A 26,883-nucleotide genomic window follows, 5' to 3' on the forward strand; every position below is an offset into this window, starting at 1 on the left:
CTAAAATGGCGAAACTTAACGCATGATGGTCACTGATGTCTTGACAGCCGGCGTATCGTCGCCGAACTCGATGATGGCGTAGTAAGTACCGTCCGGCAGACGTTTACCGTTATGCGTACCATCCCACTCTTTGCCGTATCCTTTCGATTCGAATACCGGGCTACCCCAACGGTTGTAAACTGTTACTCGGCAGTTAGGGAAAGTCTCCGGCAGGTTGCGAATCACCCAGGTGTCGTTGATGCCGTCGCCGTTCGGGGTGAAGCCGTTCGGTATGTCCAGCTCGCCGAGGCTTATCACCTCAAACTCAACCTCCGTGATACAGCCATTGGCATCGCGCACTTTCAGGTAGTGCTTGCCACCGCGCAGGTTCAGGAACTCCGACTCGTTTACAAACTCACCGCCATTCAGGGAGTAGACGTAAGGTGCCGTGCCTCCACTGATCGCGCTTACTTTGGCGCTGCCTGAGTTTGGCTGGCTTGGTTTCCCGTCCGTCACGGCCATTTCCACTTGCAGGGCAGCCGGCTCTTTGATCTCCACGGCACCCAGTGTAATGGTGCAGGTAGAAGAGAAGCGCGTTACGACCTGATAAGTGCCTTTGGCCAGTCCCGTGAACTCTGGGCTCTTCTGGAAGGTCTTACCATTGTCGATACTGTATTCTGTGTTTGCATCGCCGCCGGTCGCCTCGATCAGGATCACCCCGTTCTTCTCGCCGAAGCAGCTGATGTGGCTTACGTTCGCTACTTTGCTCGACATGCCAGCTACTGTTACCGGCACTGAGAAGGTACAGCCTTTCGCGTCTTTCACGATCAGGGTATAGCTACCCGCCGCTACATTTTCCAATGTGGCCGAAGCAGAGAAGTTAGTACCGTCAAGCGAGTAGGTATAAGGAGCCGTACCGCCTGTTACTTCGGTCACAGTTACCTCACCAGCTTTATCGCCACAAGTGGCAGCCGATACGGTAAACTTCGCATTGGTCAGCATCGGGCTGTTCTGGAGTGTTACCGTTTCTGTCAGCAGACAGCCGCTGGCGTCCTTCACGTATACTGTGTATTCGCCCTCGGCCAGACCTGTGAAAGTAGCATCCGTTACAAAGTTGGTACCGTCGAGGCTGTAGGTATAAGGTGCGTTGCCACCCACAATTTCGCTGATGGCGATGCGGCCGTTACGCTCTCCGCAGCTGGCATCGGTGCCGGTAGCCGTGAAGCTTTCTACACCGCCGTTGTTCGAAACTGCCTGCTCTACCGTGATAGTACAGCCTTCGGCGTCTTTAATAGTGATGGTGTATGCACCTGCTGCCAGGTTGGCGAAAGTAGCCGCAGACTGGAAGCTGCCACCGTTCAGGCTGTAGGTATAGGGGGCTGTGCCTCCGTCTACTGCTGTCACTGTGATCGATCCGTTTGACACGCCGCAGGCAGCTTTGTTGGCTGTCACAGTCGCTTCTTTTGGACCTTTCTGACCAACGGTTACTGTCGTCAGGGTGCTGCAGCCGTTCGCGTCTTTCACTGTCACTTCGTATTCACCCGGCGCCAGCGCCGCAAAGGCAGCGGAAGCCTGGAAAGCAGAGCCGTTGATGGAGTAGGTATAAGGAGCTGCGCCACCTGTTACCTGTGCTACCGTAATGGTACCGTCGTTGGCGTTGCAGGAGGCTGCCGTGGTGTTGGCAGTCAGGGCAGATGGACCCGCTACGTTCTCCACAACCACTTTCTTCTCGATGGTACAGCCGTTGGCGTCGCGCACCGTAATGGTATGCTCACCTGGCGCAACTGCCGCAAAGGCTGCATCGCTTTGGAAAGCACCGCCGTTCAGGCTGTAGGTATACGGCGCCGTGCCACCTTTCACGCCGCTTGCTGTAATGCTACCGTTGGCTTCGCCGCAGGTTGCTGTTGTGGCAGTCAGGGCAAATTCAGTAGGACCGGCAATGTTCTCGATGATGATCGCTTTGCCGAACACGCAACCGTTCGCGTCTTTGATGTACACGGTGTGGTTTCCTGCTGCCATACCTGTCAGTTCGGCTGAGGTCTGGAAGTTCGTGCCATCCTTGCTGTAGGTATAAGGAGCACGTCCTCCGGTTACGGCACCTATTGTTACACTGCCATTGCTGGCGCCGCAAGTAGAGGCTTTGGTCGTCGTGGCGAACCCTGAAGGGCCGTCGGTGTTGGTTACCGTCACCGCCTTGGCGAAGGTACAGCCATTGGCATCTTTTACGGTTACCAGGTACTCGCCAGCCGCCAGACTTGTAAAGTTGGCTGATGACTGGAAGTTGGTGCCGTTGATGCTGTAGGTATACGGAGCCGTACCGCCCGCCACGTTGCTCACGCTGATCTGTCCGTTGCTGTTGCCGCAGGTTGTGTTCTGGGCAGAAGCAGTTAGGTCAGATGGACCGGCTACGTTGGTAATGGTGATGGTCTCGGTGTGGGTACAGTTGTTGGCGTCTTTTACAGTGATGGTGTAAGTTCCTGCCACAAGTCCCGAGAAGCTGGCGCCGCTTTGGAAAGCACCGCCGTTCAGGCTGTAGGTATAAGGTGCTACACCGCCGTTAACCGAAGTAACCCGGATGCTGCCATTGTCGCTGCCGCAAGTTGAGTTGTTGGTTGCCGCAACAAAGCTACCCGGACCGTCTTTGTCAACTTTCACAGTCGTAGTGGTTTCGCAACCGTTGGCGTCACGAACGGTCAGGGTATACTCTCCGGAAGCCAGTGCCGTGAAAGCTGTGCTGGTCTGGAAGGCACCGCCATTCAGGCTGTACTGGTAAGGAGCCGTACCGCCCGTTACCGCGCCAGCCGTGATGCGGCCGTCGTTGTCAGCGCAGGTGGCAGCCTGGGCACTCACCGCTACTGCCGATGGACCGGCAATATCCGTTACCGAGAAGGCTTTGGCAAACGTACAACCGTTAGCGTCCTTCACCGTGATGGTGTGGTTTCCGGCCAGCAGACCTGTAAAGGTAGCCGAAGCCTGGAAGTTCACGCCGTCGATAGAGTAGCTGTAAGGTGCCGTTCCACCTGAAACGTTTGTCAGGGTGAGTTCACCGTTTGCAGCGCCACAAGTAGAGGATTTCGCAGTAGCTACCAGGTCAGCAGGTCCGGCGATGTTGGTCACCACGATTTCCTTACTGAAGGTACAGCCGTTGGCGTCACGCACTGTCACGGTATAAGTACCGGCAAGCACCGATGCAAAGGCAGTACCTGACTGGAAGTCGCTACCATTGATGCTATAGGTATAGCCGGCTGTTCCACCCGTAACGCCTGGCACGGAGATGGTGCCGTTGGCGCTGCCGCAGGTAGAAGACGTGCTGGCCAGGGTCATATCGCTTGGACCAGGCACATCTTCGATGCGCACTACTTTGGCCACTGTACAGCCGTTGGCATCTTTTACCGTGATGGTATGCTCACCAGCCAGCAATCCGGTCAGGGTAGCCGAGGTCTGGAAGTTCACACCGTCTTTGCTGTAGGTATAAGGAGCAGTGCCTAGTTCGATACCGCTTACCGTTACGCTGCCATTCGCACGACCGCAGCTCGAAGACTGGGCCGTGGCCACAAAGGCAACCGGTCCCGGGATGTTCTCTAGCGTTACCGCCTGGGTATAAGTACAGCCGTTGGCGTCTTTTACTGTTACATTATAGGTACCGGTAGCCAAAGCAGCAAAAGAAGATGCGCTCTGGAAGTTCGTGCCGTCAATGCTGTAGGTATAAGGCGCCGTGCCACCCGTTACACCCGTAATGTTGAACGAAGCATTCGGGTCGCCGCAGGTGCTGGCTTTTAGTGTAATCGCCAACTCAGACGGGCCTGGTATATCGCTCACCTGCACCTGCATGGCGTAGGTACAGCCTTTGGCGTCCTTCACCGTGATGGTGTGCGTACCTGCCACAAAACCAGTCAGCGTAGCCGAAGCCTGGAAGTTGGTTCCGTCCTTGCTGTAGGTATACGGAGCGAAACCACCGGTTACATCACCCACCGTAATCGTGCCGTTGTTGCTGCCGCAAGTTGTAGCGGTAGTGGTTGTGGCGAAGTTCGTCGGGATGTTCTTGTTGATGGTCACGGCTCTGGTTACGATACAGCCGTTGGCATCGCGCACCGTTAAGGTATAGCTTCCGGAGGCAAGGCCTGTGAATGCCGTTCCGCTCTGGAAGGTAGTGCCGTTAATGCTGTACTGATAAGGAGCAACACCACCTGTCACCGTGCCGGCTGTGATGGTACCGTCGTTGTCGGCGCAGCTGGCCGCGCCAGACGTAGCGGCTACTGCCGTCGGGCCACCTACATTCGTGATTTCAAAAGCCTTCTCGAAAGTACAGCCGTTGGCGTCTTTTACTGTGATGGTGTGCGTGCCTGCTGCAAAACCCGTCAGGGTCAGCTCCGACTGGAAGTTCACACCATCTTTGCTGTAGGTATAAGGCGCTGTGCCACCCGTTGTTCCTGTAATCGTCAGTTCACCGTTGCTGGCACCGCAAGTAGTGGCTTTGGCGGTAGCTGCCAGGTCAGATGGTCCGGCAATATCCGTCACTGTGATTTCTCTGCTCAAAGTACAACCGTTGGCATCCTTAACCGTTACGGTGTGCTTACCAGCCAGCACCGACTCAAAGCGGGTGCTTGTCTGGAAGGCGCCGCCGTTGATTGAGTAGGTATAGCCAGCAGTACCGCCGGTCACGCCACTCACCGTGATCACCCCATTGGCGCTACCACAGGTAGAAGAAGTGCTACTCAGTATAAGCTCGCTTGGTCCAGGTATATCGGTTACTTCGATGGTCTTGGCAATGAAACAACCGTTGGCGTCTTTCACCGTGATGGTGTACTCGCCAGCCGCCAGCGAACCGAAATTGGCCGAAGTCTGGAAGTTCGTACCATCTTTGCTATAGGTATACGGAGCCGTACCGCCCACTACATCGCTAATTTGGATGCTCGCGTTTCTATTACCGCAAGTCGAGGACGCGCCAGCTAGTGTGAAATCAGATGGGCCGGCGATGTCTTGTACTTGCACCGTTACCGTACCGATACAGCCGTTGGCATCCTTCACCGAAACCGCATACTCCCCTGCCTTTATATTGGCAAAAGTTGTCGTGCTCTGGAAGCTGGAGCCGTCGATGCTGTAGGTATAAGGTGCTACGCCACCCGTTACGGCTCCTATTGAAATGCTGCCGTTGTTATTGCCGCAGGTAGTGTTTGTGGTAGCGGCGCTGAACTGCGGACCCTCCACGTTCTCCAGCGTAACCGACTTCGTGAATACACAGCCTTTGGCATCGCGCACTGTGATGCGGTGAGCGCCTGCGGCTAATCCGGTGAAGGTAGTACCAGACTGGAAGCCGCCGTTGTTGATGCTGTAGGTATAGGTACCGGTACCGCCTGTCACAGCACCCACTGTGATGCTACCATCGCTGCGACCGCAGGTAGATGGTACCGTTGTGTGGGCAAAGTTAGTTGGTACGTTGGTGTCTACGTTTACAGTTCTTGTAACAATACAGCCACTGGCATCTTTCGCCGTTAAGGTATAGCTACCTGCCGCAAGGCCCGTAAAGCTGGTACCTGTCTGGAAAGTGGTTCCATCGATAGAGTAGGTATAGGGCGCTGTGCCGCCTGTTACTGCACCGGCTGTAATGGTACCGTCGTTGTCGTTACAGCTGGCCGGTGTGGCAGAAACCGCTACTGCTGTCGGTCCGCCGATGTTGGTTACTTCAACCGACTTCGTGAAGGTACAGCCGTTGGCATCTTTCACCGTGATGGCATGTGTGCCCGCTGCAAAACCTGTCAGTGTGGTTTCTGTCTGGAAGTTCACCCCGTCCTTGCTATAGGTATAGCCCGACTCACCGCCTGTTACATTGGTTACCGTAATGGTACCGTTGCTGGCGCCGCAAGTGGATGCTACCATGGTGGCCGTCAGATCAGATGGTCCCGCAACATCGGTTACAACAATCTCTTTGGTGAAAGTACAGTTGTTGGCGTCGCGCACTGTGATGCGGTGCGTGCCGGCCAGCACATTGCTGATGGTCACACTGCCCTGGAAAGTACCACCGTTGAGGCTGTACTGATAAGGGGCTGTGCCCCCTGCCACGTTAGTAACCGTTACTGAACCGTTGGCGCTGCCGCAGGTAGATGCTTTGGAGGATAGTGTCAGGTCAGATGGTCCGGCGATGTCTGTTACTTCAATCTCCTGCGTGGCTGTACAACCATTGGCATCTTTCACGGCAATGGTATAAGTACCAGCAGCCAGATTTGTGAAGCCGGTGCCTGTTTGGAAAGTACCGCCGTTGAGGCTGTAAGAGAACGGAGCAGTACCACCATTTACGTTGCTAACGGCTATGCTACCATTGCTGGCGCCGCACTTAGATGATTGCGCATTTGCCGTGAATACAGGGCCTGCTACATCCGTTACTGTAAATGACTTGGTAAAGGTACAGCCGTTGGCGTCTTTCACGGTAATGGTATGCGTGCCAGCCATCAGCCCCGTGAAGGTAGCCTCACTCTGGAAAGCAGTTCCGTCTATACTATAGGTATAGCCTTCTTTCCCGCCGGTCACACTTGTTACAGTCAGGGTGCCATTCGGATTACCGCAGCTCGATGAAACAGCTGAAGCAGCAATGTCAGATGGACCGGCTACATTGCTCACAGCCACCTGGCGCGATACCACGCAACCTTTGCTGTCGCGCACCCAAACGGTATGCGTTGTAGCTGAGAATCCGGTAAGGGTAGCGCTGTTGCTGAAGCTCTGACCGTCTTTGCTGTACTGGTATGGAGCCGTACCACCAGTCACTGTACCTACCGTAATCGTACCGTTACTGTTGCCGCAGGTAGATGGATTGGTGGTGAAGGCGAAAGATGTCGGCACGTTTGTACCCACTGTCACCGGTCTGGTCACGGTACAGCCATTGGCGTCCTTCGCCGTCACGGTATAAGTTCCTGCCGCCAGACCGGAGAACACCTTGCCAGCCTGGAACGTGGTACCGTTGATGGAGTAAGACATGGTACCGGTGCCGCCTGTCACAGTGCCCACAGTAATGGTACCGTCGTTGTTCTGGCAGCTGGCAGCCTGTGCGGTAGCCGTCACTGCTGACGGGCCAGCCACATTGGTCAGGGTGAAAGATTTGGCGAATGTACAGCCTTTGGCATCTTTCACGGTAACGGTGTGCGCACCCACGGCCAGACCAGTAAAGGTAGCCGAAGCCTGAAAATTCACGCCATCGCGGCTATAGGTATAGCTACCTGTTCCGCCCGTCACGCCCGTTACGGTGATTTGGCCGTTCGCAGCGCCACAAGTGGTATTCTCCACAGTGGCGGCAAAGTTGCTCGGACCAGCCACGTCACCTACTGTCACCTCTTTTGTAATAGTACAGTTGTTGGCATCTTTCACCGCAATGGTATAGGTGCCAGCCAGCAGACCTGTGAAAACATTGGAGCTCTGGAAGCTGCCTCCGTTGAGGGCATAGGTCTTGGTGCCGGTGCCGCCTGTTACAGCTCCTACCGTGATGGACCCGTTCGCACCACCGCAACTAGAGGAAGCAGTCGTGTAGGCAAAGTCTGATGGACCTGGCACATTGCTGATATTCACAGATTTTGAGATCGTACAACCACGGGCATCCTGTACTGTGATGGTATAAGTTCCTTCGGCCAAACCAGTCAGTGTCGCATTGTCCTGGAAGGTAGTGCCGTTGCTGCTATACTTATAAGGTGCCACCCCGCCTACAACATTACTCACTACAACAGAACCGTTCGGGTTTCCGCAGGTCGCCGCAGCTGGTGTAACTGTAAAATCGGTCGGCATTACCTGCTCTACACGCACACTGGCCGTAGTGGTACAACCGTTGGCATCTTTTGCCGTCAGGGTATAGTTGCCGGAGGCCAGGCCTGTAAAGGTTGTGCCAGCCTGGAACGTGGTGCCGTTGATAGAGTAAGACATGGTGCCGGTGCCGCCCGTTACGGTGCCTGCCGTAATGGTACCGTCGTTGTTGCGGCAGCTGGCAGGTTGGGCTGTAACAGCTACTGCTGTAGGTCCGGCCACATTTGTTACCGCTACAGACTTAGAGAATGTACAGCCATTGGCATCTCGTACTGCGATGGTGTAAGTACCCGCCGCCAGACCCGTAAAGGTAGCTGAGGACTGGAAAGCGCCGCCGTTAATGGAGTAAGAGAAGGTTCTGTTCCCGCTCGAAACAACATTGCTCACCACGATCTGCCCGTTGCTGTTGCCACAGGTAGAGGCAGTTGGTGTGGCCGTGAAGTTGGTTGGTCCAGGTATGTTGGATATGACCACTGACTTGCTGAACACGCAACCTTTTGAGTCGCGCACCCACACAGTATGTGTGCCAGCCAGGAAACCAGTCAACGTAGAAGAGGCCTGGTAAGTCTGTCCGTCTTTGCTATACGCCAGCGTGCCGACACCACCTACTACATCCGAGATAGCCACAGAACCGTTTGCGCTACCGCAGGTTGACGCGGTTGGCGTTACCGTAAAGTTGGTGATGGTAGCCTGCGCCACTGTAACCGTCGTCGTGATAATACAGCCGTTGGCATCCTTTGCAGTTACAGTATAAGTTCCTGCGGCCACGCCGGAGAATTCCTTGCTAGCTTGGAAGGTGGTACCGTTGATGGAGTAAGACATGGTACCGGTGCCGCCTGTTACGGTGCCTGCCGTAATGGTACCGTCGTTGTTCTGGCAGCTGGCAGGAGTTGAAGAGGCCGTAACCGCACTTGGGCCAGGCACATTGGTCAGTGTGAAAGACTTGGCAAACGTACAACCGTTGGCGTCTTTTACGGTGATGGTGTGATTGCCCGGCGCAAGATTGCTGAAAGTATTGGAAGACTGGAAGTTCGTGCCGTCTTTGCTATAGGTATAGGTACCTGTTCCGGCAGTCACTCCCGTCACGACGATGCGGCCATTGCTGGCGCCACAGGTGGGGTTGGTAGGCGTGGCCGCAAAATCTGATGGGCCCGTCACCTCTGTTATGGTAAGCGACTGCGATATGGCACAGCCTTTTTCATCTGCTACGGTTACAGTGTAGCTACCGGCAGACAATCCATTGATCGAAGCTGTAGTAGCCCCATTGCTCCACAGGTAGCGCACGGCACCCTGGGCGCCTGTTACATTCGCTGTGATCGTGCCTTTCGTACCGTTACAGATTACGGGCGTACCCTCCAGGGCCACTGTCATATTATAAAAGGTGATCAGCACCTCATCGCGCACCGGCGAGCAGTTTCCGTTGCCAGTCGATGTGAGGGTGAGCCGTACGGAACCTCTGCTGATGTCAGCTGCTGAAGGGGTATAAATGGCATTGAGGTCATCGGCGTTGGAGAAAGAACCAGTTCCGCTCGTACTCCAGCGGCCACCAAGCGCTGCTGTGATCGTACCTGCCAGTTGTACTGTGCCAGAGGAACAGGCCAGTTGATCAGGTCCTGCATTAGCTGTCAGGTTGGTCACTACCTCCACGGAGGCCGAGAATTCACGGCAATTCGGATAGTTGCGGTTGCGCACTTCCAGCTTGTAGGTACCAATAGTAGTCGCAGCGTAACTTTGGCTGTTACCGACCTGGTTTCCGCTGGGGTCATACCAGATGTAGTCAAAAACGCCGTCTCCCCCGGTTACATTACCCGTTAAAAGAACACTTCCTCCGCCAGGGCAAATAATGGCTGGTTGAGGCCCTATGGTAATAACAGGAGGCGGGTAGAACCAAACGCGCACCACATCGCAGTAAGGCAATGAGGAGCAGGGCGAAGCCACCGAGCGGCCACACACTTCATAGTCAACGAAGGCTGGAGCATTTTCATCAGGTGTCACTGTCACCTCAGAAACACCACTGGTAGCACTCAGGTATTTGTTATAGATGCCGCCGCCCGTAATATCTCTCCATACGATGGAGGCTTCTTCGAAAGCAATTGGGGCTTTCAGTATGGCACTACAGCCAGCTGTAACAGAAATATCATTTTGGGGCTCGAAGGCGGCAATGGATTTGATTCTGAATGAGCCCTTCGCATTACCCGGCATACACAGCGTAAGAATGTGGGGACCTGTACCGTCCACGCAAATTGGCTGGCCTACGGGGACCTGAGGGCCACAATCGATCTGGTATCCCATAGATCCGGAAGGAACTGGTCCATCGGTAATCTCGAACTCCAGGCCAGCCGCGTTCCTGTCCAGAATGATATTGAACTGGACGCAGTTCTCGTTGCTTTCTGCCCCGCAAAGCTGTCCCCTTCTATTTACTGACCCTGAATCCCAAACTCCGTTGGGTTTACCAGTCAAGTCTACCGTGAAGGTAGGCACCTGGTTATTCCCTTGCGCAAACACATTTGGGGAGGCTAGCAGCTGTAGCATCCCTAAAAGTAAAATCGCAAGAAGATGGGTAAATTTTCGAGTAGAGTTTATTTCCATACAGGCGGGTTTAGTGTTTCAATTGCTTCAAAGGTCTTCATAAGCTGATAAAATAGGTTTGACTGCATAAAGTAACACATCTGGCGAAGGCTAAACCTAAAACCAAAATATAACTTTACTTACAAGCATTTTTAATGAAATTAAACTAATTAAACTATGTTAAGAATTTATAAAATATAATTTATTCAAAAATTATTTTATGCTTTAGTGTTGTAATTGCTTGAATAAAGCGCCTGTAAAAGCCTATGATACTTATACTACACAGGTTTACATTAAAGCCAGACTCGATTTCACATTATTAGCAAGTCAAATCTATGCAAAATTTATTTAATAGAAAGGAATAAATAATCAAAAGGTAACTATACTTTTTCGAAGTTTACTCTTAAATATACATATCTTTTGATATATGCATGAATTCTGTGAATTTTCACAGTTCACTAAATGTTATGAACTATTCTATCAGGGGATGTTTTTAGTAAAACCTCTCGCAATCCATTACCTTTGCAAATCACTTACCTAAGATAAATGCTGATATGAGCGCCAAAAGCTTCGAGCTATTACTCCAGACTGCCTACGCACCAGAAACTCCACAAGTATTCGAGGAGTCAGCACTTGCTGTATACCAGAAATTAGAGCAGGCCCTGAAACAGTCCCGCATGGGCAGAGGAGAGAAAGTAGCCGAAGAGGTGGGGTACCGGTTTGAGCGCCTGCGATTGGGTGTAGCGATCGCTCTCATTAAGGCCTATGCCCGCTTGGCTGACAATGAAGGCGCCAAAGATGTGCTGGCTTTGCTGCTAGAAGCCGTTAAGGCAAAAAACACCCGCGAAATTGACAAGATCATTCAGAAGAAGATTGCGCTTTTCGACAACCTCTACCACGAGATTTTTGTGAACGAGCAGCGGGAACACCTGCTTGCCCTGTTTGAGCAAACCCTGGATGCCACCTCGAAGGAGGAGCTGGACGAGCTGATACTGGAAGGGTTGGAAGCGCTGCAGGATATCGATTTTGACGCTCCACAGGCAGATGACGACGATGACGAGCTGCTTGACGAGGACTTCCTGAAAAGCATCCAGTAATTACGTAACGCCATTGGGTCTATGGAAATCACACTGACTACTCCTGCCCTGCTTTTTCCGGCCATTTCGCTGTTGCTGCTGGCTTATACCAACCGCTTTATGGCTCTTGCCAATTTGATCCGCAGCCTGAAAACCAGGTACGCCACCACACAAAGCCGGCTGGTGTACGGACAGATTGAAAATCTGCGAACCCGATTGGTGCTCATCCGCAACATGCAGGGCTTCGGTATTGCCAGCATGTTCGGCTGCGTGTTTTGCATGTTCATTCTCTTTGCGGGCTACAACACGGTTGGCAAGTATACCTTCGGCCTCAGCCTTTTGCTGCTCATGATCTCACTGGCACTTGCCCTGCGCGAAATCCAGATATCTGTAAAGGCCCTGGAGCTGGAGTTGAACGACCTGGAAGAGAGTGCTACGTAGCATAAACAGCATACCATGCTTGTTCTACTGCTATACTCTTCTCCACTAACCTTGCCAATACCTCTCGATGGTCCCCAACATAAGAAGCTAAAATAACTTTACCATCATTGCGTAACTTTGCGCTGTATTAAGTTAAAAGTTATGAGTTAAGAATGAGAAATCTATTCACAGACTCATATCTCTATATTCTTACTTACCTCAATTTCATGCATACCAACCCGAAGAATCTGGCCATAAAGGATTTTGTGTACGAGCTGCCGGATGAGCGCATAGCCAAGTTTCCCCTGCCGGAGCGTGACCAGTCCAAGCTACTCTATTACCAGCACCACACCATAAGCGACCACACCTTTACGGAGCTGCCTGAGTTGTTGCCTACCGGTAGTCTGCTGGTATTCAACAACACAAAGGTGGTGCAGGCAAGGCTCATTTTTCATAAGCCAACCGGAGGTGCGGTCGAGATTTTCTGTCTGGAGCCCGTGGCCCCGCACCGCGAAGTGCAACTGGCCATGCAGCAGACCGGGAGTTGCACGTGGAAATGCCTGGTGGGTAATAACAAGCGCTGGAAAGAAGGTCCCTTGAGCCTACACTTTGAAGGCGGAACGGTGACAGCCGAGCGGGAAACCCAACAGGACGGGCATTTCCTGATTCGCTTTGCCTGGACACCCGCTCAACTGACTTTTGCCGAAGTGCTGGAGCGCTGTGGCCGCTTACCGCTGCCCCCTTACCTCAACCGCGAGCTTACCCCTGAGGACCGCACCCGTTACCAGACCATTTATGCCCGTAACGAAGGCGCGGTGGCTGCCCCTACCGCCGGCCTTCATTTCACAGACAACGTGATGGCTGACCTGCAAGCCAAAGGTATAGACAGCACCTACCTGACCTTGCACGTGGGAGCCGGCACCTTCAAACCCGTGAAAGCCGATACCATGGAAGCCCATGAAATGCACGCCGAGCAGCTGATGGTGTCGAGGCATGTGGTGGACCAGTTGCTAAGTCACCTTGGCAGGCCGCTTATACCTGTGGGCACCACTTCCATGCGTAGTCTCGAGAGCCTGTATTGGCTAGGCACTTTGCTCCTGCAACAGCCTGAGCTGAAACCCGAAGAACTGCACGTAACACAATGGCTGCCCTACGAAACCAGTACGCCACCTGCCACGAAGGACGCACTGCACGCGTTGCTCGACTACATGGCCCGCCACCAGACCGAACACTTGCATGCCAGCACCCAGATCATCATCGCGCCAGGCTATAGCTTTAAAGTATGCAACGGATTGGTTACCAACTTTCACCAGCCAGAGAGTACGCTATTATTGCTGGTTGCCGCTCTCATCGGCGAAGACTGGAAACAGGTATACCGGCACGCGCTGGACAACGGTTATCGTTTCCTGAGCTACGGCGACAGCTCGCTGTTGCTGCCATAATACCCTAAGGTCCCGTGTGTGTCGAACGAACCACTTTATTTGAGGCTTATCAGTTGCAAAGCAAGGTATAGAAAGTCGGAGTCAGGTAATAATGAACACGGGAAATGCCATCGCTCAGGCATACAACAAGGTATAGCCCAGCTATCGGTATAGACGCTCATAGGCCTTTTATATGCTGTGAGGTCATTTAAAGAGCTTCTACAAAAAAGCCAGTTCTGTTAGAGTACAGAACTGGCTTTTTGTTAATGATTTAAGCTGACTTCTTCCAGACCGTGGAAGAGGCCTAATGCTGTTTATGCTATTAAATTACTGAAAGTCTTCAGTCAAATATCTTGCTGCTTGTGCCTTATTTCCCAGCCTTAGCGCTACCACCGTTCAGGCCATGCTCTGAGATCAGGTAGACCAGGGCAGCCATACCTGCGGAGCCAAGTTGCATCTCGCGGCGGCTAACGGTTTCGAAGGTGTCGATCTCGGTGTGGTGATAGTCGAAGTAGCGCTGGGAGTCAGGGCGCAGGCCGATGAGTACCACGTTGTTCTGCCCTTTCAGCGGGCCGATGTCGGCACCACCGCCTCCACGGTTCATCTCGTGCAATCCGTAAGGTGCCAGCAAGTCTTTCCAACCCATTATTTTGGCAAACTGCTCGTCGTTGGCATCGAAGCCGAAACCGCGAGGTGTGAATCCACCTGCATCCGACTCGATGGCGGCTACGTGCTTCTCGTTTTTCGCTTTGGCCTCCTCGGCATACTTGCGACCGCCACGCAGCCCGTTCTCTTCGTTCATGAACATCACGGCGCGCACGGTGCGCTTCGGACGTATACCCTGCTCCTTAAGCAAGCGCAGTACCTCGATCGACTGCACACAACCGGTGCCGTCGTCATGGGCACCTTCACCTACGTCCCAGGAGTCCAGGTGACCGCCTACCACGATGATCTCGTCTGGTTTCTCAAAGCCTTTGATCTCGCCGATGACATTATAGGAAAGCACATCCGGTCGGGTTTCGCAGGTCATGCGCATGTAGAATTTCAGCTCCGGATCGCTTTTGAGCATCGCACTCAACTCGTCGGCACCACGCGTGCTGATGGCGGCAGCTGGTATCTTTTCCACATCGTCGGCATAGCGAGTGTTGCCGGTGTGGGCCACATCCTGAATGTCGTTGGCCATGGAGCGTACGAGCACACCCACGGCACCCAATTTGGCAGCTGCCACCGGGCCGCCGCCACGCTGGTCTACGGCACCACCGTAAGCGGCCATGGTATGCACATGTTTGTTATCAAACGGACGGTTGAAGAACACGATCTTGCCCTTCACTTTCTTCTTGCCCAGCTTCTCGAGCTCCTCAAAGTTCTGCACTTCGATCACCTGCGCGCTCAGGCCTTGTGCACCGGTTCCTACCGAGCTGCCCAACGCCAGAATATTTACCTCCTGACTGCCGTTACGCCCGCTCAGAATGCGGCCAACTTCCTTGTCGCCACGTACCCAATGCGGTACCATTACCTCCTGCAGGTATACGCGGTCGAGACCCATCTTTTCCATTACCTGGCGGCTCCACTCCACGGCGGCGGCGGCTTGCGGCGATCCGCTCAGGCGGGCACCAATGTTCTTGGTGAGGTAGCGCAGGTTCTCGTAGCTCTCATAGCTTGTGAGGGCGTCGTCGTAAAATTTGCGGATAACGGTAGAATCGGACTTGTAGGTGTTTTGCTGCGCTACAGCAGGTATAGCGGCCAGCATGGCAGCCCCTGCCACAAAGGCGCGAAGTTTGTGTTTAAGTAACATCATCAGGTGAATAATACTTGAAAGGTTAGTGTAGATTAGTTTGTGGGGTTAAGTTAGGAAATCATTTCGAAGTATAAACAACATTCGATATAATTCCGGCTATACCTATTTCACCTGCAGCACCTTCTGCAAATTTTGCGGACTTAATGTAAGCAACCCCACTTCGGGCAGGCGCTCGGTCAGTTCTTTCCAGTTCTTGTCTTTCTTGTATACCTCTTTCAGGAGTTTAGTTGCCCCGTTGATGTCGCCGTTGTTTGCCAGCGTGATGGCGTGCCAATACTTCATTTCAAGGTTATTTGGGAACATGGTTTCTGCCTTGCCATATTCTTCCATAGCCTTGTCCATCTGCCCTTTCTCTACGGCCAGGTCGCCGTTGTTCATGTGCTCGTAGGCGCGGTATACCTTGAGCAGGCGCTCCAGTTCATCAAGCGGCTTCTCGTGATCGTCTACCCGCAGATCAATGGTCTTATCGTCCCAGGGCTGGTCCGTGGCCTTGCCGCGTACTACTACCAGCACAGCAGACTGCTTGCCCCGGATGTCGCCCCCCTCCCGCTCGGCTGCCTGCATGGCCAGCAGCACCCGTTCGGCCAGCGGCTTGCCCGCACTCGTCTCAAAAGCCTTCGCCATGGCTGGCCACACCTTATCGGTGAGCATCATGTTGGCCTGCACCGAAAAGTTCGTGCCGATGGTGTGTCCCGCATAGCGGATGCACTGCTTGCCGGTGTGCGTCGCCACGCGGCCCTGCGCGTCGAGAATCGATACCTGCCGTACTTCGCGCCCTTCGTCATCGGCCAGCAGAATATCCAGCGCCTTCTGCGGCGTTTTACCTTCTTTCAGCAAAGCAAGCCCACGCATACCAAACGACTTGTTGGTGAAAGACTGCGTGGCAACCACGCCCACCCCCGCCTCTACCCAGGGCACGGCCGTGCCCACCGAAAACCAGTGGCTTTGCACGCCAACGGCCATCTCGCCGGTTTTTGCGTCGCGGGCTACAATCGAATAGGTATGGGCCAGGGGCTCTTCGCTTTTAAACACCTGCGCCTGTGCGGAAAAATGTGTCACGGTGAGAATGAGGGTTAGTATGGAGAAAAGGTTTTTCATGGTGGGTACTGGGGTTAAGTGGGTTGGGTTATGAACGAGGCTATTATTTTAGCTAGATTGTATTAAGAATATCCTCCAGAGACAGTTCTTTTTCCTTAAAGAGGCGCTCTTTGTAGGGCACTTGTAGCTTGTCGAGGATTCTTGCCATATTAAAACCCGTAGCGTAAAAATAGACGCCCGATTGGGCTGTCAGGTATAGCCATTCATCATTTTCCAGTTTGTGGTTCTTAAACGAGTGGTAGCCTTGATAGGCTGTATCTGCCCGTTGTAGCTTCCTGTCAGGTTGTTTTTGCGAAAACTTTTCATAGAGCTTCTGTTCTACATACCTTGCCGTACCCTCCATCGTTTCGTGCATCTTTTCCGCCGCTTCAATATCCGTGTTGAACCTTCGCTTTGTTTCATTTCTACGGTTTTCCCTCTCCTGCCTAAAGGCGGCCAGCAGTGTCCTGATCTCATCACGGCTATCGGTTTCTAAAGCCTCTAGCAAGAGGCCATTTTCTTTGTCTACCTGCTCTTTAAACCACGCATTATCCTTGTAAAGTCCCTTTAGGGTACCCTTTTGAAAAGTGCCCAGGCTATCGGCAAAATGCTGCAGAAAATCTTTGTGCCTGAACTGGAATCCATGGAAATACTCATGTACTACCATCGTTACCCACGTCTCTGTTGTCACTACATCGGTTACGACTTTGCCTGTCTCCTCCAGACTACTGCAGTGCATAAAGGGCGATAGATCATCGTAGACACTTGTATCTCCGATTGTGAAGTTTACAGCCATGTGAAAGGGCGTGCTGTCAAGGCGCGCAGTAGTTTTGTATACCTTTAGATCGCTGGTCCGAAATACCAATGCAGGATTATACATCCGAAGAAACCTGCTTGTTGGATTGGCTATAAAAGAAGAAGAATCGGTATAGTACACTAAAGGGACATCGTACTGCTTCGCATCAAAGCCTTGCCAAATGTCAGATGCTATGGTTGGTTTGAGAGCGTATACATAAGCGATCCTGTCAAATACCAATTGCTCTGAGCTTGCTAACTGCTTGGTGCAGGAGAGTGAAAGGACTGCCAGCAAAAGTAGAATGAGTCGGTGCATTGGTTTCCGGCTTTTTAATGTGAGCAAGGTTTCGGCTCTTTCTAAAGAAACCCAAATATTGGAATCACCACAAATGAGTTAAATCAGGTTGCCCTAACTGCCTGAGTCAAAAAGTATTTAACCCCACCCCAATATAATCATTCTCTCCTTATATAGTAAATTCCCTACCTTTATACAACTCATCTCCATTTCCAAAGTATAACCTACCTAACATAGCACTGGCACCAATTGTCTGGAGCAACCAATTTATGAGCAAACCCTTCAACGAGAAAAAACAACAACGCATGGCCATGCTGATTGATGGCGACAACGCGCAACCTACCCTTATCGTCAAAATACTGGCTGAGGCTGGCAAATACGGGCAAACCACTATCCGCCGCATTTACGGCGACTGGACCACCCCGCAGATGAACGGCTGGAAAGATTGCCTGAACAACCACGCCATCCAGCCCATCCAGCAGTTCCGCTACACCGTGGGCAAAAACGCCACCGACAGTGCTCTGATCATCGACGCGATGGACCTGCTCCACAGTCACCTGGTAGACGGTTTCTGCATCGTGTCGTCTGACAGCGACTATACCCGACTGGCGACACGCATCCGGGAGGCGGGTATTTTTGTGATGGGCATCGGGCAGCGCAAAACGCCCAAGCCGTTCGTGAATGCCTGTAACATCTTTATCTATACCGAAAACCTGACCGACGATATTGACGATAAGCAAATAGCTGAAGCCGACAAGTCCACGCCAAACGGGAAGGAAAACCCAAGGCCCAACCCAGTTCCGATGTTGAAAGAGGCTTTTCAGATGGCGGTGGGCGAAGACGGCTGGGCGCACCTGGGCGGTATAGGCACCAGCCTGCGCACCCTGGACCCCGCTTTTGACCCGCGCACCTTTGGTTACGGCCAACTGATTCAGTTGATCAAGGCACACAAGGACTTGTTCACAATCCGCAAAGAAGACGATAAAGGCTCGTCGGCGGTATACGTGAAGCGCCGCAGCCCTGACAAGCGCCGCAAATCCACCAAAGCAAAAGAAATAGCGCCCGCCAAAGAAGAGCGCAACGAGCGTAGTTAAGCCACTGGCTATACCGTTAAACCTAAAGCCTGAAAGAGATTATAGCAGCTCCTTCAGGCTTTTGGGTTTTTAGTCAGGTTTTGTCTTTATGGCTATACCTGGCATAATCTAATAGATATAAACATTTTATCTATTCAACTGAGACTTGCTTCAGCTCCAGACTTATACCCAGTTCCTCCCGTTTTTGTAAATATTCTTCCTCTGTAAAAGGGCCATACCTGCTATCCTTAATCTTGTCAACGATCCAGTAATGGCGTAAGGTGCTTTGATCGAAGATTTTCTCCTCTTTAAGGTACGTTATGTCAGAATTAAGATATACATCTTTTAAAATGACATGCCTCGGTTTTTGTTCGACGACTATGAACACAGAGTCAAAATTATAGGCTGTCACATGCCCATCAACAGCATAAACGTTTTCGTCTGGACCAAAAATAGCGTCGTCGCTGCTTATCACCGGGTCGTAGTCGAATCTATATCCATTCCCTAAATCCACAGCGCTGCCCTCCGAACACGCATTCGTTACGAGAATAATTAAGAGCAGGAGGCTGTAAAAAGTTAACTTCATGTGGGTGGACCTAATTCAAATGGCTCAAACGAAATGCACGCTCAAGATAGTGAACATGTAGCAGAGATTTGCTTTATAATAATCCGTGCCAGAAACCTCTTCCCTCTATTGGAGCTGATCTTTGACACGGATTAAGCGTGACCTCTGGCAATTAAATACTAAAACCCACCGTCAGCGAGAAATTCCTGAACTTCCCATCAGCACCGCTGTCATTGAACACCGTGGTGAGCCCATGGGTGTACATCAGGTCGAGTTCGATGAGACGGAGCAGTTTGATGCCCACACCGCCGTGCAGCGCAAACTGGGCATTGCGGACGTTGCGTCGGCGCACATCTAGATTATTGTCGCTCACCCCTATGTTGTAAGCAAAGGACGGACCCACCATAATTCTGAAAGGCATGGAGCCGCCGCTGCGTTTTTTATAGTCACTTTCCCAGCCTAGCAGCACCGGTGCCCGGAAGTAGCGGAAGCGCACTTCATCGCTCTCACCGGAACGGGGCTGCACCGTGCGCTGTATGGTCACTTTGTTGTTCACAAAATCGACCCCCGGCTGCACATAAAAGCGGTTTCCGATGCGGGCAAACACCCCGAATTCTGTTCCCACCTCAGCCGACTCCTCTACCAAGTTAGGATCTTTGCTGATGTTGGAGATGTTGAGGCCAAACTTAGCGCCCAGGTCAATGTTGGTGTCTTGCGCAGCAGTTGTGAAGGCAAAACCTAAAAAAAGCAAAAGTAGTAGCGTGTTTTTCATAGTATTGTGTAAAGTTTATGCGTTTGTTAAAATAGCAGTGCTAACTCTACCTTATTTAACTGATTTTAAGGCACCTATGTTTAGCATACGCATTCCGGGCATCATATAAACCTCGCCAACACATGAAAACTGCAGCAGCTCCAAAGCAACTAACCGTAGCACCCGACATCAACCTGCACGAGGCACAGGTAAGCGATGCTGCGGCTCTCTACCAGCTCATCGACAGCGGTCGGCTATACCTGCGGGAGTGGTTGCCTTTTATCGATTTCAGCCAATCTGCCTCCGACACCGAGCTATACCTGCGCAGCGTTACCGCACCCGGCAACCTGCAGGACAAGGTATACATCATCCGCTATCAGGAGCAGGTGGCCGGCATTATCGGGTATAAGACCATTGACAGGGTGAACTGCAAGCTGGAAATAGGTTATTGGCTAGGTGAGTCTTTTCAGGGAAAAGCCATTATGGTGCGCAGTTGCCAGGCACTGATCAAGCATGCGTTTGAGTACATGCGCATGAACCGCATCCAGATAAAAGTTGGCGTGGGCAATACCAAAAGCAGCCGCATACCGCAGCGACTGGGTTTTCAGCTGGAAGGTATAGAGCGGGCTGGCGAGTGGTTACGAGGCCAGTTCATCGACCTGGAGGTATACAGTTTGCTGAAACAGGAGTGGCTCGAGCAAAAACCTACTTCTGGCCCCGGCGGAAACGACCGAGCTTGATTCCGGGTTTCGGTTCGGCAGGCGCCTTCCCCGACCCAAGCAGCAGCGACACCGGCCGCAGTTCCTCATGTTTGTCGGCAATCAGTTTCAGAATGGCCACAAAAGGCACGAACAGGATCATGCCGGAGGCTCCCCACAGGATGCCACCCGCCACTATGGCCAGCAACGTAAAGAGCATGTTCACCTGCAGCCTGTAGCTCACCGCCAGCGGGAAAATCAGGTTTGCCTCCAGGTACTGCACCACCGTGAACACCATCACCACCCCAATCGGGTACCAGATAGAGTCGTAGGTGATCCAGGCCACGGCCATTGGCAGGATAGCGCCAATCGAAATGCCCACATAAGGTATAAACGTGAGGATAGACGCCACAATACCAAAGAAAACAGCATGTGGTATACCTAGCAGCAAGAGTCCGACGCTGTTGAGAAAGCCCACCACTGCATACACAATGATCATCCCTTTGATGAAGTTATAATAGGTGGTAATGGTTTCGTGGAGAATGCTGCGGATCTTGCTGTGCTCGGAGCGCGGGAACATCGAAAAAAGCGCTGCCGCCAACTGCTCGCGGTTGTACAGGATAAGGGCAGCGTAGAGCGGAATCAGCAGGAAAAGCACGACTGTGGTGACCGAGGCATAGAGTACGCTCCGCACAACATTCAGCACCGCTGAGGAAGCGTCTTTGATCATCCCCTCGACCCAGTTGCTGCGCTGCACATCGTCCACGCCAAACTGCCGCTCCAGGTATAGCCCGAACTGCTGCCAGGCCTGCAACAGCTTTTCCTGCAGCGTAGGCCACTCCTGCCCGAAGCTCACCATTTGCCGTACCAGCAGCCAGCTCAGTGCCCCTACCACCAGAACCAAGGTTAGCAGGCAGCATAAAATGGCGGTCCAGCGGCCCCAGCCGTGGTCTTCCATCCATTTGACTACCGGGTATAAGATAAAGCTGATAAGCAGGGAAAAGCTAAGCGGGACGAAAAGCGTGCGCCCGAAGTAAAGCAAAGCCGATACCAGCAAGATGTATTGCAGTAACTTTAGCCAGTTTACGTTGGAGCTCTTTTCCATAATTTGCTATATTGGGTGCTCTTTGCGCTGATCCGCAGTGGGGCAGTGATTGCCCTGACAATATTCCCAAAAATATATCAAAATCCTAATCGTATACACCGCTATACCTATGACACGCCAAAAGCTATTCGTTACTGCTTTTACCCTGCTGCTCGGCACATCACTCTCGGCACAGGACCTCTCCGTGATTAACCAGCAGGAGGCTACCCGCATGCTGCAAACCCTCAGCCACGACAACATGCAGGGCCGCGCCGCCTTCTCGGCAGGTATAGAGAAAGCCGCTGATTTTATCTCATCTGAGTTCCAGGCGGCGGGCCTTTTGCCACTCAACTCTAATGGATCCAGCCAGGGGGCTTCTTACCGCCAAACCTTCCATGTGCATCGCCTCACACCCAGCCAGACCGAGGTAACGCTGGGCAAAAAGAAAATTGCGCCGGAGCACTTGTTTGTGAACACGGCACACGAGGGCATTAACTGGAAGCATAAAAACAAGATCAACATCATCTCTATACCTGCGGGCGAGAACTTCAGGGCCGCCTTTGGTAAGGCAAACGCTGAAGAGCGCGACGCGATCGTGCTGGTGCACCCGAGCCATGCCGAAGCTTTTGCCAACTACAGAGGATATTTTGCCAGAGGCGGCGTGAAGAAAGAGATCGGTAAGGGCAGCAGCAAAGTGTTTGTGCTCACCGACCAGCCGTCTCCCAAGAAATATGAAGTAAAGTTTGCGAATAAGGTAGAGAAGTTGCCGCTTTCTAACGTGATAGGCATGATCGAAGGCAAGCGCAAAGATGAGTTTGTGGTGTTCTCCGGTCATTACGACCACATCGGCTTCCACCACACCATCGACGGCGACAGCATTGCCAACGGCGCCGACGACGATGCCTCGGGCACCACAGCCATGATGATGCTGGCCCGTTACTACAAACAGCAGCCACAACCGGAGCGCACCCTAATCTTCGCCGCTTTCACAGCCGAAGAGATTGGCGGTCACGGCTCACGCTACTTCTCCGAGCAGCTCAACCCTGACCAGATTGTGGCCATGTTTAACATCGAAATGGTAGGCAAACCCTCCAAGTTCGGCCCAAACAGCGCCTACCTGACGGGCTACGAGAAGTCTGACCTGGGCAAAATGATGCAGAAACGCCTGGAAGGCACCACCTATAACATCCACCCCGACCCATACCCAGAGCAAAACCTTTTCTACCGTTCTGATAACGCTACGTTGGCCCGTCTGGGTGTACCAGCCCACACAATCTCATCGGTGCAGATCGACCAGGATAAGACTTACCACACTGTGAAGGATGAGTTCGAGCTGTTAGATATGCCACATTTCACCAGCATGATCCGCGCCATCGCGCTAGCCGCACAAGGGGTTGTGTCGGGAGAGGACACACCGTTGCGAGTGGATAAGGCGTTGGTGAGGTAATTGGGTTTAACCACCTCCAATCCCCCTCCTGACATCAGGAGGGGGATATTTTAAGTCTGAATCAGGATTTTGGGATTAACAGGATTCATGTGCACTATTGACATCCCCCTGCCCCCTTCGAAGGGGGACTTTTCAGCTACTACTTAATGTACAGGTATGAGCTTCGTAGTTGCAGTTTAGCTATACCGGGTCCAACCACCCCCGCCCCTCCTTATCCAAGGAGGGGAGCCTGTGACTACTACTCCAAGGTATAAGCATTGTAGGTTACTCCACCTCATAATCCACTGGCAGGTATAGCAAAACTAACTTGCACCTGAGCAATGAAACAGACATCTGTGCCGTGTGCTCAAACGACGATTTTGTGTTTGAGCGGTCAGCGAGTGGGGGTAGGGGCCCTCGATTCAAAATCGTCTTGATTTTTTTGCTTACTGGGGGTAGGGGCCCTCTTTCTTTTCATCAAGGAAAAAAGTAAGGCCCGCCCGGCCAGGGCAAAAGCCAGCTATGAAACACATTAGGTGGCTATACCTGCAACAGCCGCTGCTACAAAGCAAAACAGGTCCCGCCTATACCTAGACGGGACCTGTTCTGTTATACCTAATAGCTATACGCTATACCTTAATTCCTCACCGCAATCATCAACCCCAGCTCCTTATACCGCATCCCAAACTTCTTGGCGATCTGCGAATTCGTCAGGCTGCCCTTGTAGATATACACGCCGCTGCGATAGTGCTCGTTCATGAACAGCACCTCGTTGATGCCCCCGAACTTGGAAATCTCCGTGAAGATCGGGGTGAAAATATTGCTGAGCGCTGTAGAGGCAGTGCGGGGCACACGCGAAGCAATATTCGGCACACAGTAGTGGATGATGTCGTATTTTCGGAAGATCGGACGGCTATGCGAGGTCAGCTCGGAAGTTTCGAAGCAGCCTCCCTGGTCGATGCACACATCGATGATGATGGAACCTGGGTTCATCTGGGCGACCACCTCCTCCTCGACCATGCAGGCCATGCGTCCTTCTTCGGCCACCAGCGCGCCAATCACCACATCGGCGTTTTTGAGTTCGTGGTGCAAAATGGTTTTGTCCAGCGTAGAGGTAAAGATAGGCTGGCCAATGTTATGCTTCAGGCGGCGCAGCTTGTAGATGTGGTTGTCAAACACCTTCACTTCTGCTCCCAGTCCGAGGGCGGCGCGGGCGGCGTATTCGGCCACTGTACCGGCACCCATGATCACGACTTTGGACGGGGCCACACCGGTTATACCTCCCAGAATAATTCCCTTACCATCGTTGCTGCTGCTCAGGTACTCCGCTGCGATCAGCATGGCCGAACTGCCGGCTATCTCGCTCATGGCACGCACCACGGGCTTCGATTCCGACTTGTCGCGGATCAACTCAAAAGAGATGGCATTTATCTTTTTTCGGAGCAGGGCATTGATGTAGTCGGAGGTCAGGTTGCCGAAGTGCAGGGCAGAGATCAGCGTCTGGCCGGGGCGCAAGTACTCGATCTCATCGTAAGTGGGCGGTGCAATTTTGAGGATGATGCCGGCTTCGTATACCTCTTTGCAGGAGTACACAATGCGGGCTCCGGCCTCGGAATAATCGTTGTCAGAGTACTTGGACGGGCCGCCCGCGCCGGTCTCGACCCAGATCTCATGCCCTTGGTCAGTCAGCTGCTTTACAGCATTTGGAGTAAGACCAATGCGGTTTTCCTGAAACGACGACTCTTTCGGCAGCCCGATAAACAGGCTCTTGTAGCGCTCCTCCACGGCCAGCATCGACTCTTTGGGGTAAAGGGCCTGGCTGGCGGCCAGCTTTCCTAGTTCAACGGCGAATCTCTCCGTCATGCTTATACACGGTTTATGGTCATGGTGCGCTCCTCGCCTTCGGTGGCGGTTTGCAGCTTTACCAGCAGGTAATGCTCCGGCAACAGGTTCGGGATCATGGACGGCCACTCGATCAGGCAGGTATGGCCGGAATCGAAATACTCCAGCGCCCCGATATTGAGTGCCTCACGCTCCTCATTAATCCTATAAAAGTCAAAATGATAGATTAGGTTCCCTTTGGTTGTTTCGTACTCGTTCACCAGGGCAAAAGTCGGGCTGCTCACGTTCTCCTGCACGCCCATTTGCCGGCAAAGCTCTTTGATGAGCGTGGTCTTACCTGCTCCCATGGGGCCTTCAAACAAAACGATAGGCTCCTCGCGGGCCTCCTCCAAAAGCACAGAAGCCGCCGCCGGCAGGTCAGCCAACGACGACATCTTCATACTTCTCTTCTCAACTCCTGTGTTATACATTCTTAGGCGTCAGTGTCACAAACGGTATAATGCACTCCTCCAGCGACACCCCGCCATGCTGGAAGGTGTCCTTGTAGTAGTTCACGTAGTAGTTATAGTTATTTGGGTATGCGAAGAAGTAGTCCTCGATCGCGAATACAAACGTAGTGGAAACGTTGGCCTTTGGCAAGAAAAATCGCTCCGGCTTGCGCACCGTAAACACATCTTTGTCGGTGTAACCGAGGTTCTTACCGTGCTTATACCTTAAGTTGGTGTTCGTCTGGCGGTCGCCGATGATCTTGAACGGGCGCTTCACCCGAATCGTGCCGTGGTCGGTCGTGATGATCAATCGGGCCTTTCGATCGGCAATGAGCTTCAGCATCTCGAACAAAGGCGAGTGGATGAACCATGAGCGCGTGATGGAACGGTAAGCTGACTCGTCCGGCGCCAGTTCGCGCACCATGTTGCTGTCCGTGCGGGCATGCGAGAGCATATCCACGAAGTTGTACACGATCACGTTCAGCTTGTTGTTGTCTAGGTTGTTGAACTTGCTGTTCAGGTCTTTGCCAGCCGCCGGGTTCGTAATTTTATGGTAGCTGTGCTTTTCAGAAATGCGATTCTGCTGCAGCTGTATCTCCAAAAAATCGGGCTCGTTCAGGTTCTTACCTTCCTCCTCGTCATCGCTCACCCACAGGTTCGGGTACTTTTTCATGATCTCCGTCGGCATCATCCCCGAAAAGATCGCATTACGGGCGTAAGCGGTGGTGGTAGGCAGAATGGAGTAGAACATCTCCTCTGAGTCCACCGTGAAGTACTCGGAAATGAGCGGCTCCAGCACCTTCCACTGATCGTAGCGCAGGTTATCGATCAGCACAAAATACACCGGCTTGTCCGACTCCTTCATCATCGGGAAAACCCGCTCGCGGAACAACTGGTGCGACATCATCGGCGCGTCGTCCGATTCTTTGTTGATCCAGTCTTCGTAGTTGTCCATGATAAACTTGGCGAAGTTGGAGTTGGCTTCGTCTTTCTGCATGTTGATCACGTCGGCCATGCTCTTGTTCTCGGTCTCGTCGATCTCGAGCTCCCAGTATACTAGCTTTTTGTAGATGTCGGCCCACTCGTTCGGGCTCAGGCGCTCACCAAAGGCCATACCCAACTGGCGGAAGTCGCGCTGGTAGCTCATATTCGTCTTTTCAGACACCAGGCGCTTGTTTTCCAGCGTCTTTTTAACAGAAAGCAGAATCTGGCTTGGGTTGAGCGGCTTGATCAGGTAATCAGAAATCTTGGAGCCAATGGCCTCCTCCATGATGTGCTCCTCCTCGCTCTTGGTGATCATGATCACGGGCATGGCCGGACGAATGGTCTTGATCTCGTTCAGCGTCTCCAAACCGCTGATACCGGGCATGTTCTCATCGAGGAACACCACGTCGTAAGCTTGTTCCTGCACTTTCTCGATAGCGTCGGTTCCGCTGTTTACCGGGGTAATGTCGTAGCCCCTTTCTTCAAGGAAAAGAATGTGTGGCTTGAGCAGGTCGATTTCGTCATCGGCCCATAAAATCGTATATCTTTGCATAGTTTTATTTGTTGCGCGCTGTTAATAAGTAGCTTTATTTTAATTGGTTACACCACAGCTAAATCAAAACAGGTATAAATTGTTTACTATACCTGCCCCTGAAAGTTTCCGGTTACCTGAACGCAAACATAAGCGCACAGATTGCGGTTGATGCTTAAAGCTGACTGGCCCCGTAGGAGCAACCAATTAACGATTAGCAATTTAACAA

16 protein-coding genes are annotated in these 26,883 nt (G+C 52.5%); 6 read left to right on the forward strand and 10 right to left on the reverse strand.

Annotated elements, in window-relative coordinates:
- Positions 1-15: 15 nt before the first annotated feature.
- Entirely contained in the window at positions 16-10,293 is a 10,278-nt protein-coding gene (locus BD749_RS07040; protein ID WP_180336346.1) for a T9SS type B sorting domain-containing protein, read from the reverse strand.
- A gap of 590 nt (positions 10,294-10,883) precedes the next feature.
- Between BD749_RS07040 and BD749_RS19360 the strand changes: the two genes are divergently transcribed.
- From BD749_RS19360 to BD749_RS07055, 3 genes are all read left to right on the forward strand, one after another.
- Positions 10,884-11,426 (forward strand): hypothetical protein, encoded by a 543-nt coding sequence (locus tag BD749_RS19360; protein ID WP_180336347.1) that lies wholly within the window; start codon positions 10,884-10,886, stop codon positions 11,424-11,426.
- A gap of 21 nt (positions 11,427-11,447) precedes the next feature.
- Complete coding sequence (locus tag BD749_RS07050) at positions 11,448-11,846, forward strand: DUF2721 domain-containing protein (RefSeq protein ID WP_101443713.1); 399 nt, start codon at positions 11,448-11,450, stop codon at positions 11,844-11,846.
- Positions 11,847-12,052: 206 nt separating this feature from the next.
- Positions 12,053-13,267 carry an S-adenosylmethionine:tRNA ribosyltransferase-isomerase gene (locus tag BD749_RS07055; protein ID WP_101443714.1) on the forward strand — a complete coding sequence of 405 codons (1,215 nt, stop codon included), beginning with the start codon at positions 12,053-12,055 and terminating at the stop codon, positions 13,265-13,267.
- Between the two features lie 346 nt (positions 13,268-13,613).
- Here the strand turns inward: BD749_RS07055 and BD749_RS07060 are convergent, their stop codons facing one another.
- From BD749_RS07060 to BD749_RS07070, 3 genes are all read right to left on the reverse strand, one after another.
- A complete protein-coding gene (locus BD749_RS07060) occupies positions 13,614-15,041 on the reverse strand; it encodes a M20/M25/M40 family metallo-hydrolase (RefSeq protein WP_101444686.1) in 1,428 nt (475 codons plus the stop codon).
- Positions 15,042-15,146: 105 nt separating this feature from the next.
- Positions 15,147-16,142, reverse strand: a complete 996-nt coding sequence (locus tag BD749_RS07065; protein WP_101443715.1) for a DUF1028 domain-containing protein — start codon at positions 16,140-16,142, stop codon at positions 15,147-15,149.
- Positions 16,143-16,194: 52 nt separating this feature from the next.
- Entirely contained in the window at positions 16,195-17,259 is a 1,065-nt protein-coding gene (locus BD749_RS07070) for an ATP synthase subunit B family protein (RefSeq protein WP_143741239.1), read from the reverse strand.
- A gap of 221 nt (positions 17,260-17,480) precedes the next feature.
- On the opposite strand from BD749_RS07070, the gene BD749_RS07075 reads away from it, so the two are divergent.
- Positions 17,481-18,305, forward strand: coding sequence for an NYN domain-containing protein (locus BD749_RS07075; protein WP_101443717.1), 825 nt, complete (start codon positions 17,481-17,483; stop codon positions 18,303-18,305).
- Positions 18,306-18,435: 130 nt separating this feature from the next.
- Here the strand turns inward: BD749_RS07075 and BD749_RS07080 are convergent, their stop codons facing one another.
- Positions 18,436-18,870 carry a DUF3997 domain-containing protein gene (locus BD749_RS07080; RefSeq protein ID WP_101443718.1) on the reverse strand — a complete coding sequence of 145 codons (435 nt, stop codon included), beginning with the start codon at positions 18,868-18,870 and terminating at the stop codon, positions 18,436-18,438.
- 151 nt (positions 18,871-19,021) lie between these two features.
- Positions 19,022-19,621: a porin family protein gene (locus tag BD749_RS07085; RefSeq protein ID WP_101443719.1), complete on the reverse strand. Its 600-nt coding sequence runs from the start codon at positions 19,619-19,621 to the stop codon at positions 19,022-19,024.
- A gap of 122 nt (positions 19,622-19,743) precedes the next feature.
- Here BD749_RS07085 and BD749_RS07090 point away from each other — a divergent pair, with 122 nt between their 5' ends.
- Entirely contained in the window at positions 19,744-20,340 is a 597-nt protein-coding gene (locus tag BD749_RS07090; protein ID WP_101443720.1) for a GNAT family N-acetyltransferase, read from the forward strand.
- Here BD749_RS07090 and BD749_RS07095 read toward each other — a convergent pair.
- Positions 20,306-21,403 carry an AI-2E family transporter gene (locus BD749_RS07095; protein WP_101443721.1) on the reverse strand — a complete coding sequence of 366 codons (1,098 nt, stop codon included), beginning with the start codon at positions 21,401-21,403 and terminating at the stop codon, positions 20,306-20,308. The genes BD749_RS07090 and BD749_RS07095 overlap by 35 nt on opposite strands.
- A 109-nt stretch (positions 21,404-21,512) precedes the next feature.
- On the opposite strand from BD749_RS07095, the gene BD749_RS07100 reads away from it, so the two are divergent.
- Positions 21,513-22,829 (forward strand): M20/M25/M40 family metallo-hydrolase, encoded by a 1,317-nt coding sequence (locus BD749_RS07100; RefSeq protein ID WP_101443722.1) that lies wholly within the window; start codon positions 21,513-21,515, stop codon positions 22,827-22,829.
- A 615-nt stretch (positions 22,830-23,444) separates the two neighbouring features.
- Here the strand turns inward: BD749_RS07100 and BD749_RS07105 are convergent.
- The 3 genes from BD749_RS07105 to porX are packed head-to-tail and all read right to left on the reverse strand — an operon-like array spanning position 23,445 to position 26,675.
- Complete coding sequence (locus BD749_RS07105) at positions 23,445-24,671, reverse strand: alanine dehydrogenase (RefSeq protein WP_101443723.1); 1,227 nt, start codon at positions 24,669-24,671, stop codon at positions 23,445-23,447.
- A 2-nt stretch (positions 24,672-24,673) separates the two neighbouring features.
- Positions 24,674-25,120, reverse strand: coding sequence for a tRNA (adenosine(37)-N6)-threonylcarbamoyltransferase complex ATPase subunit type 1 TsaE (gene tsaE / locus BD749_RS07110; protein ID WP_245868887.1), 447 nt, complete (start codon positions 25,118-25,120; stop codon positions 24,674-24,676).
- Positions 25,113-26,675: a T9SS response regulator signal transducer PorX gene (gene porX, locus BD749_RS07115; RefSeq protein ID WP_101443724.1), complete on the reverse strand. Its 1,563-nt coding sequence runs from the start codon at positions 26,673-26,675 to the stop codon at positions 25,113-25,115. Before porX ends, tsaE begins: the two co-directional genes overlap by 8 nt.
- Positions 26,676-26,883: the final 208 nt, after the last annotated feature.

This window comes from Pontibacter ramchanderi, assembly GCF_002846395.1.
In the GTDB taxonomy this organism is placed as follows: Bacteria; Bacteroidota; Bacteroidia; order Cytophagales; family Hymenobacteraceae; genus Pontibacter; species Pontibacter ramchanderi.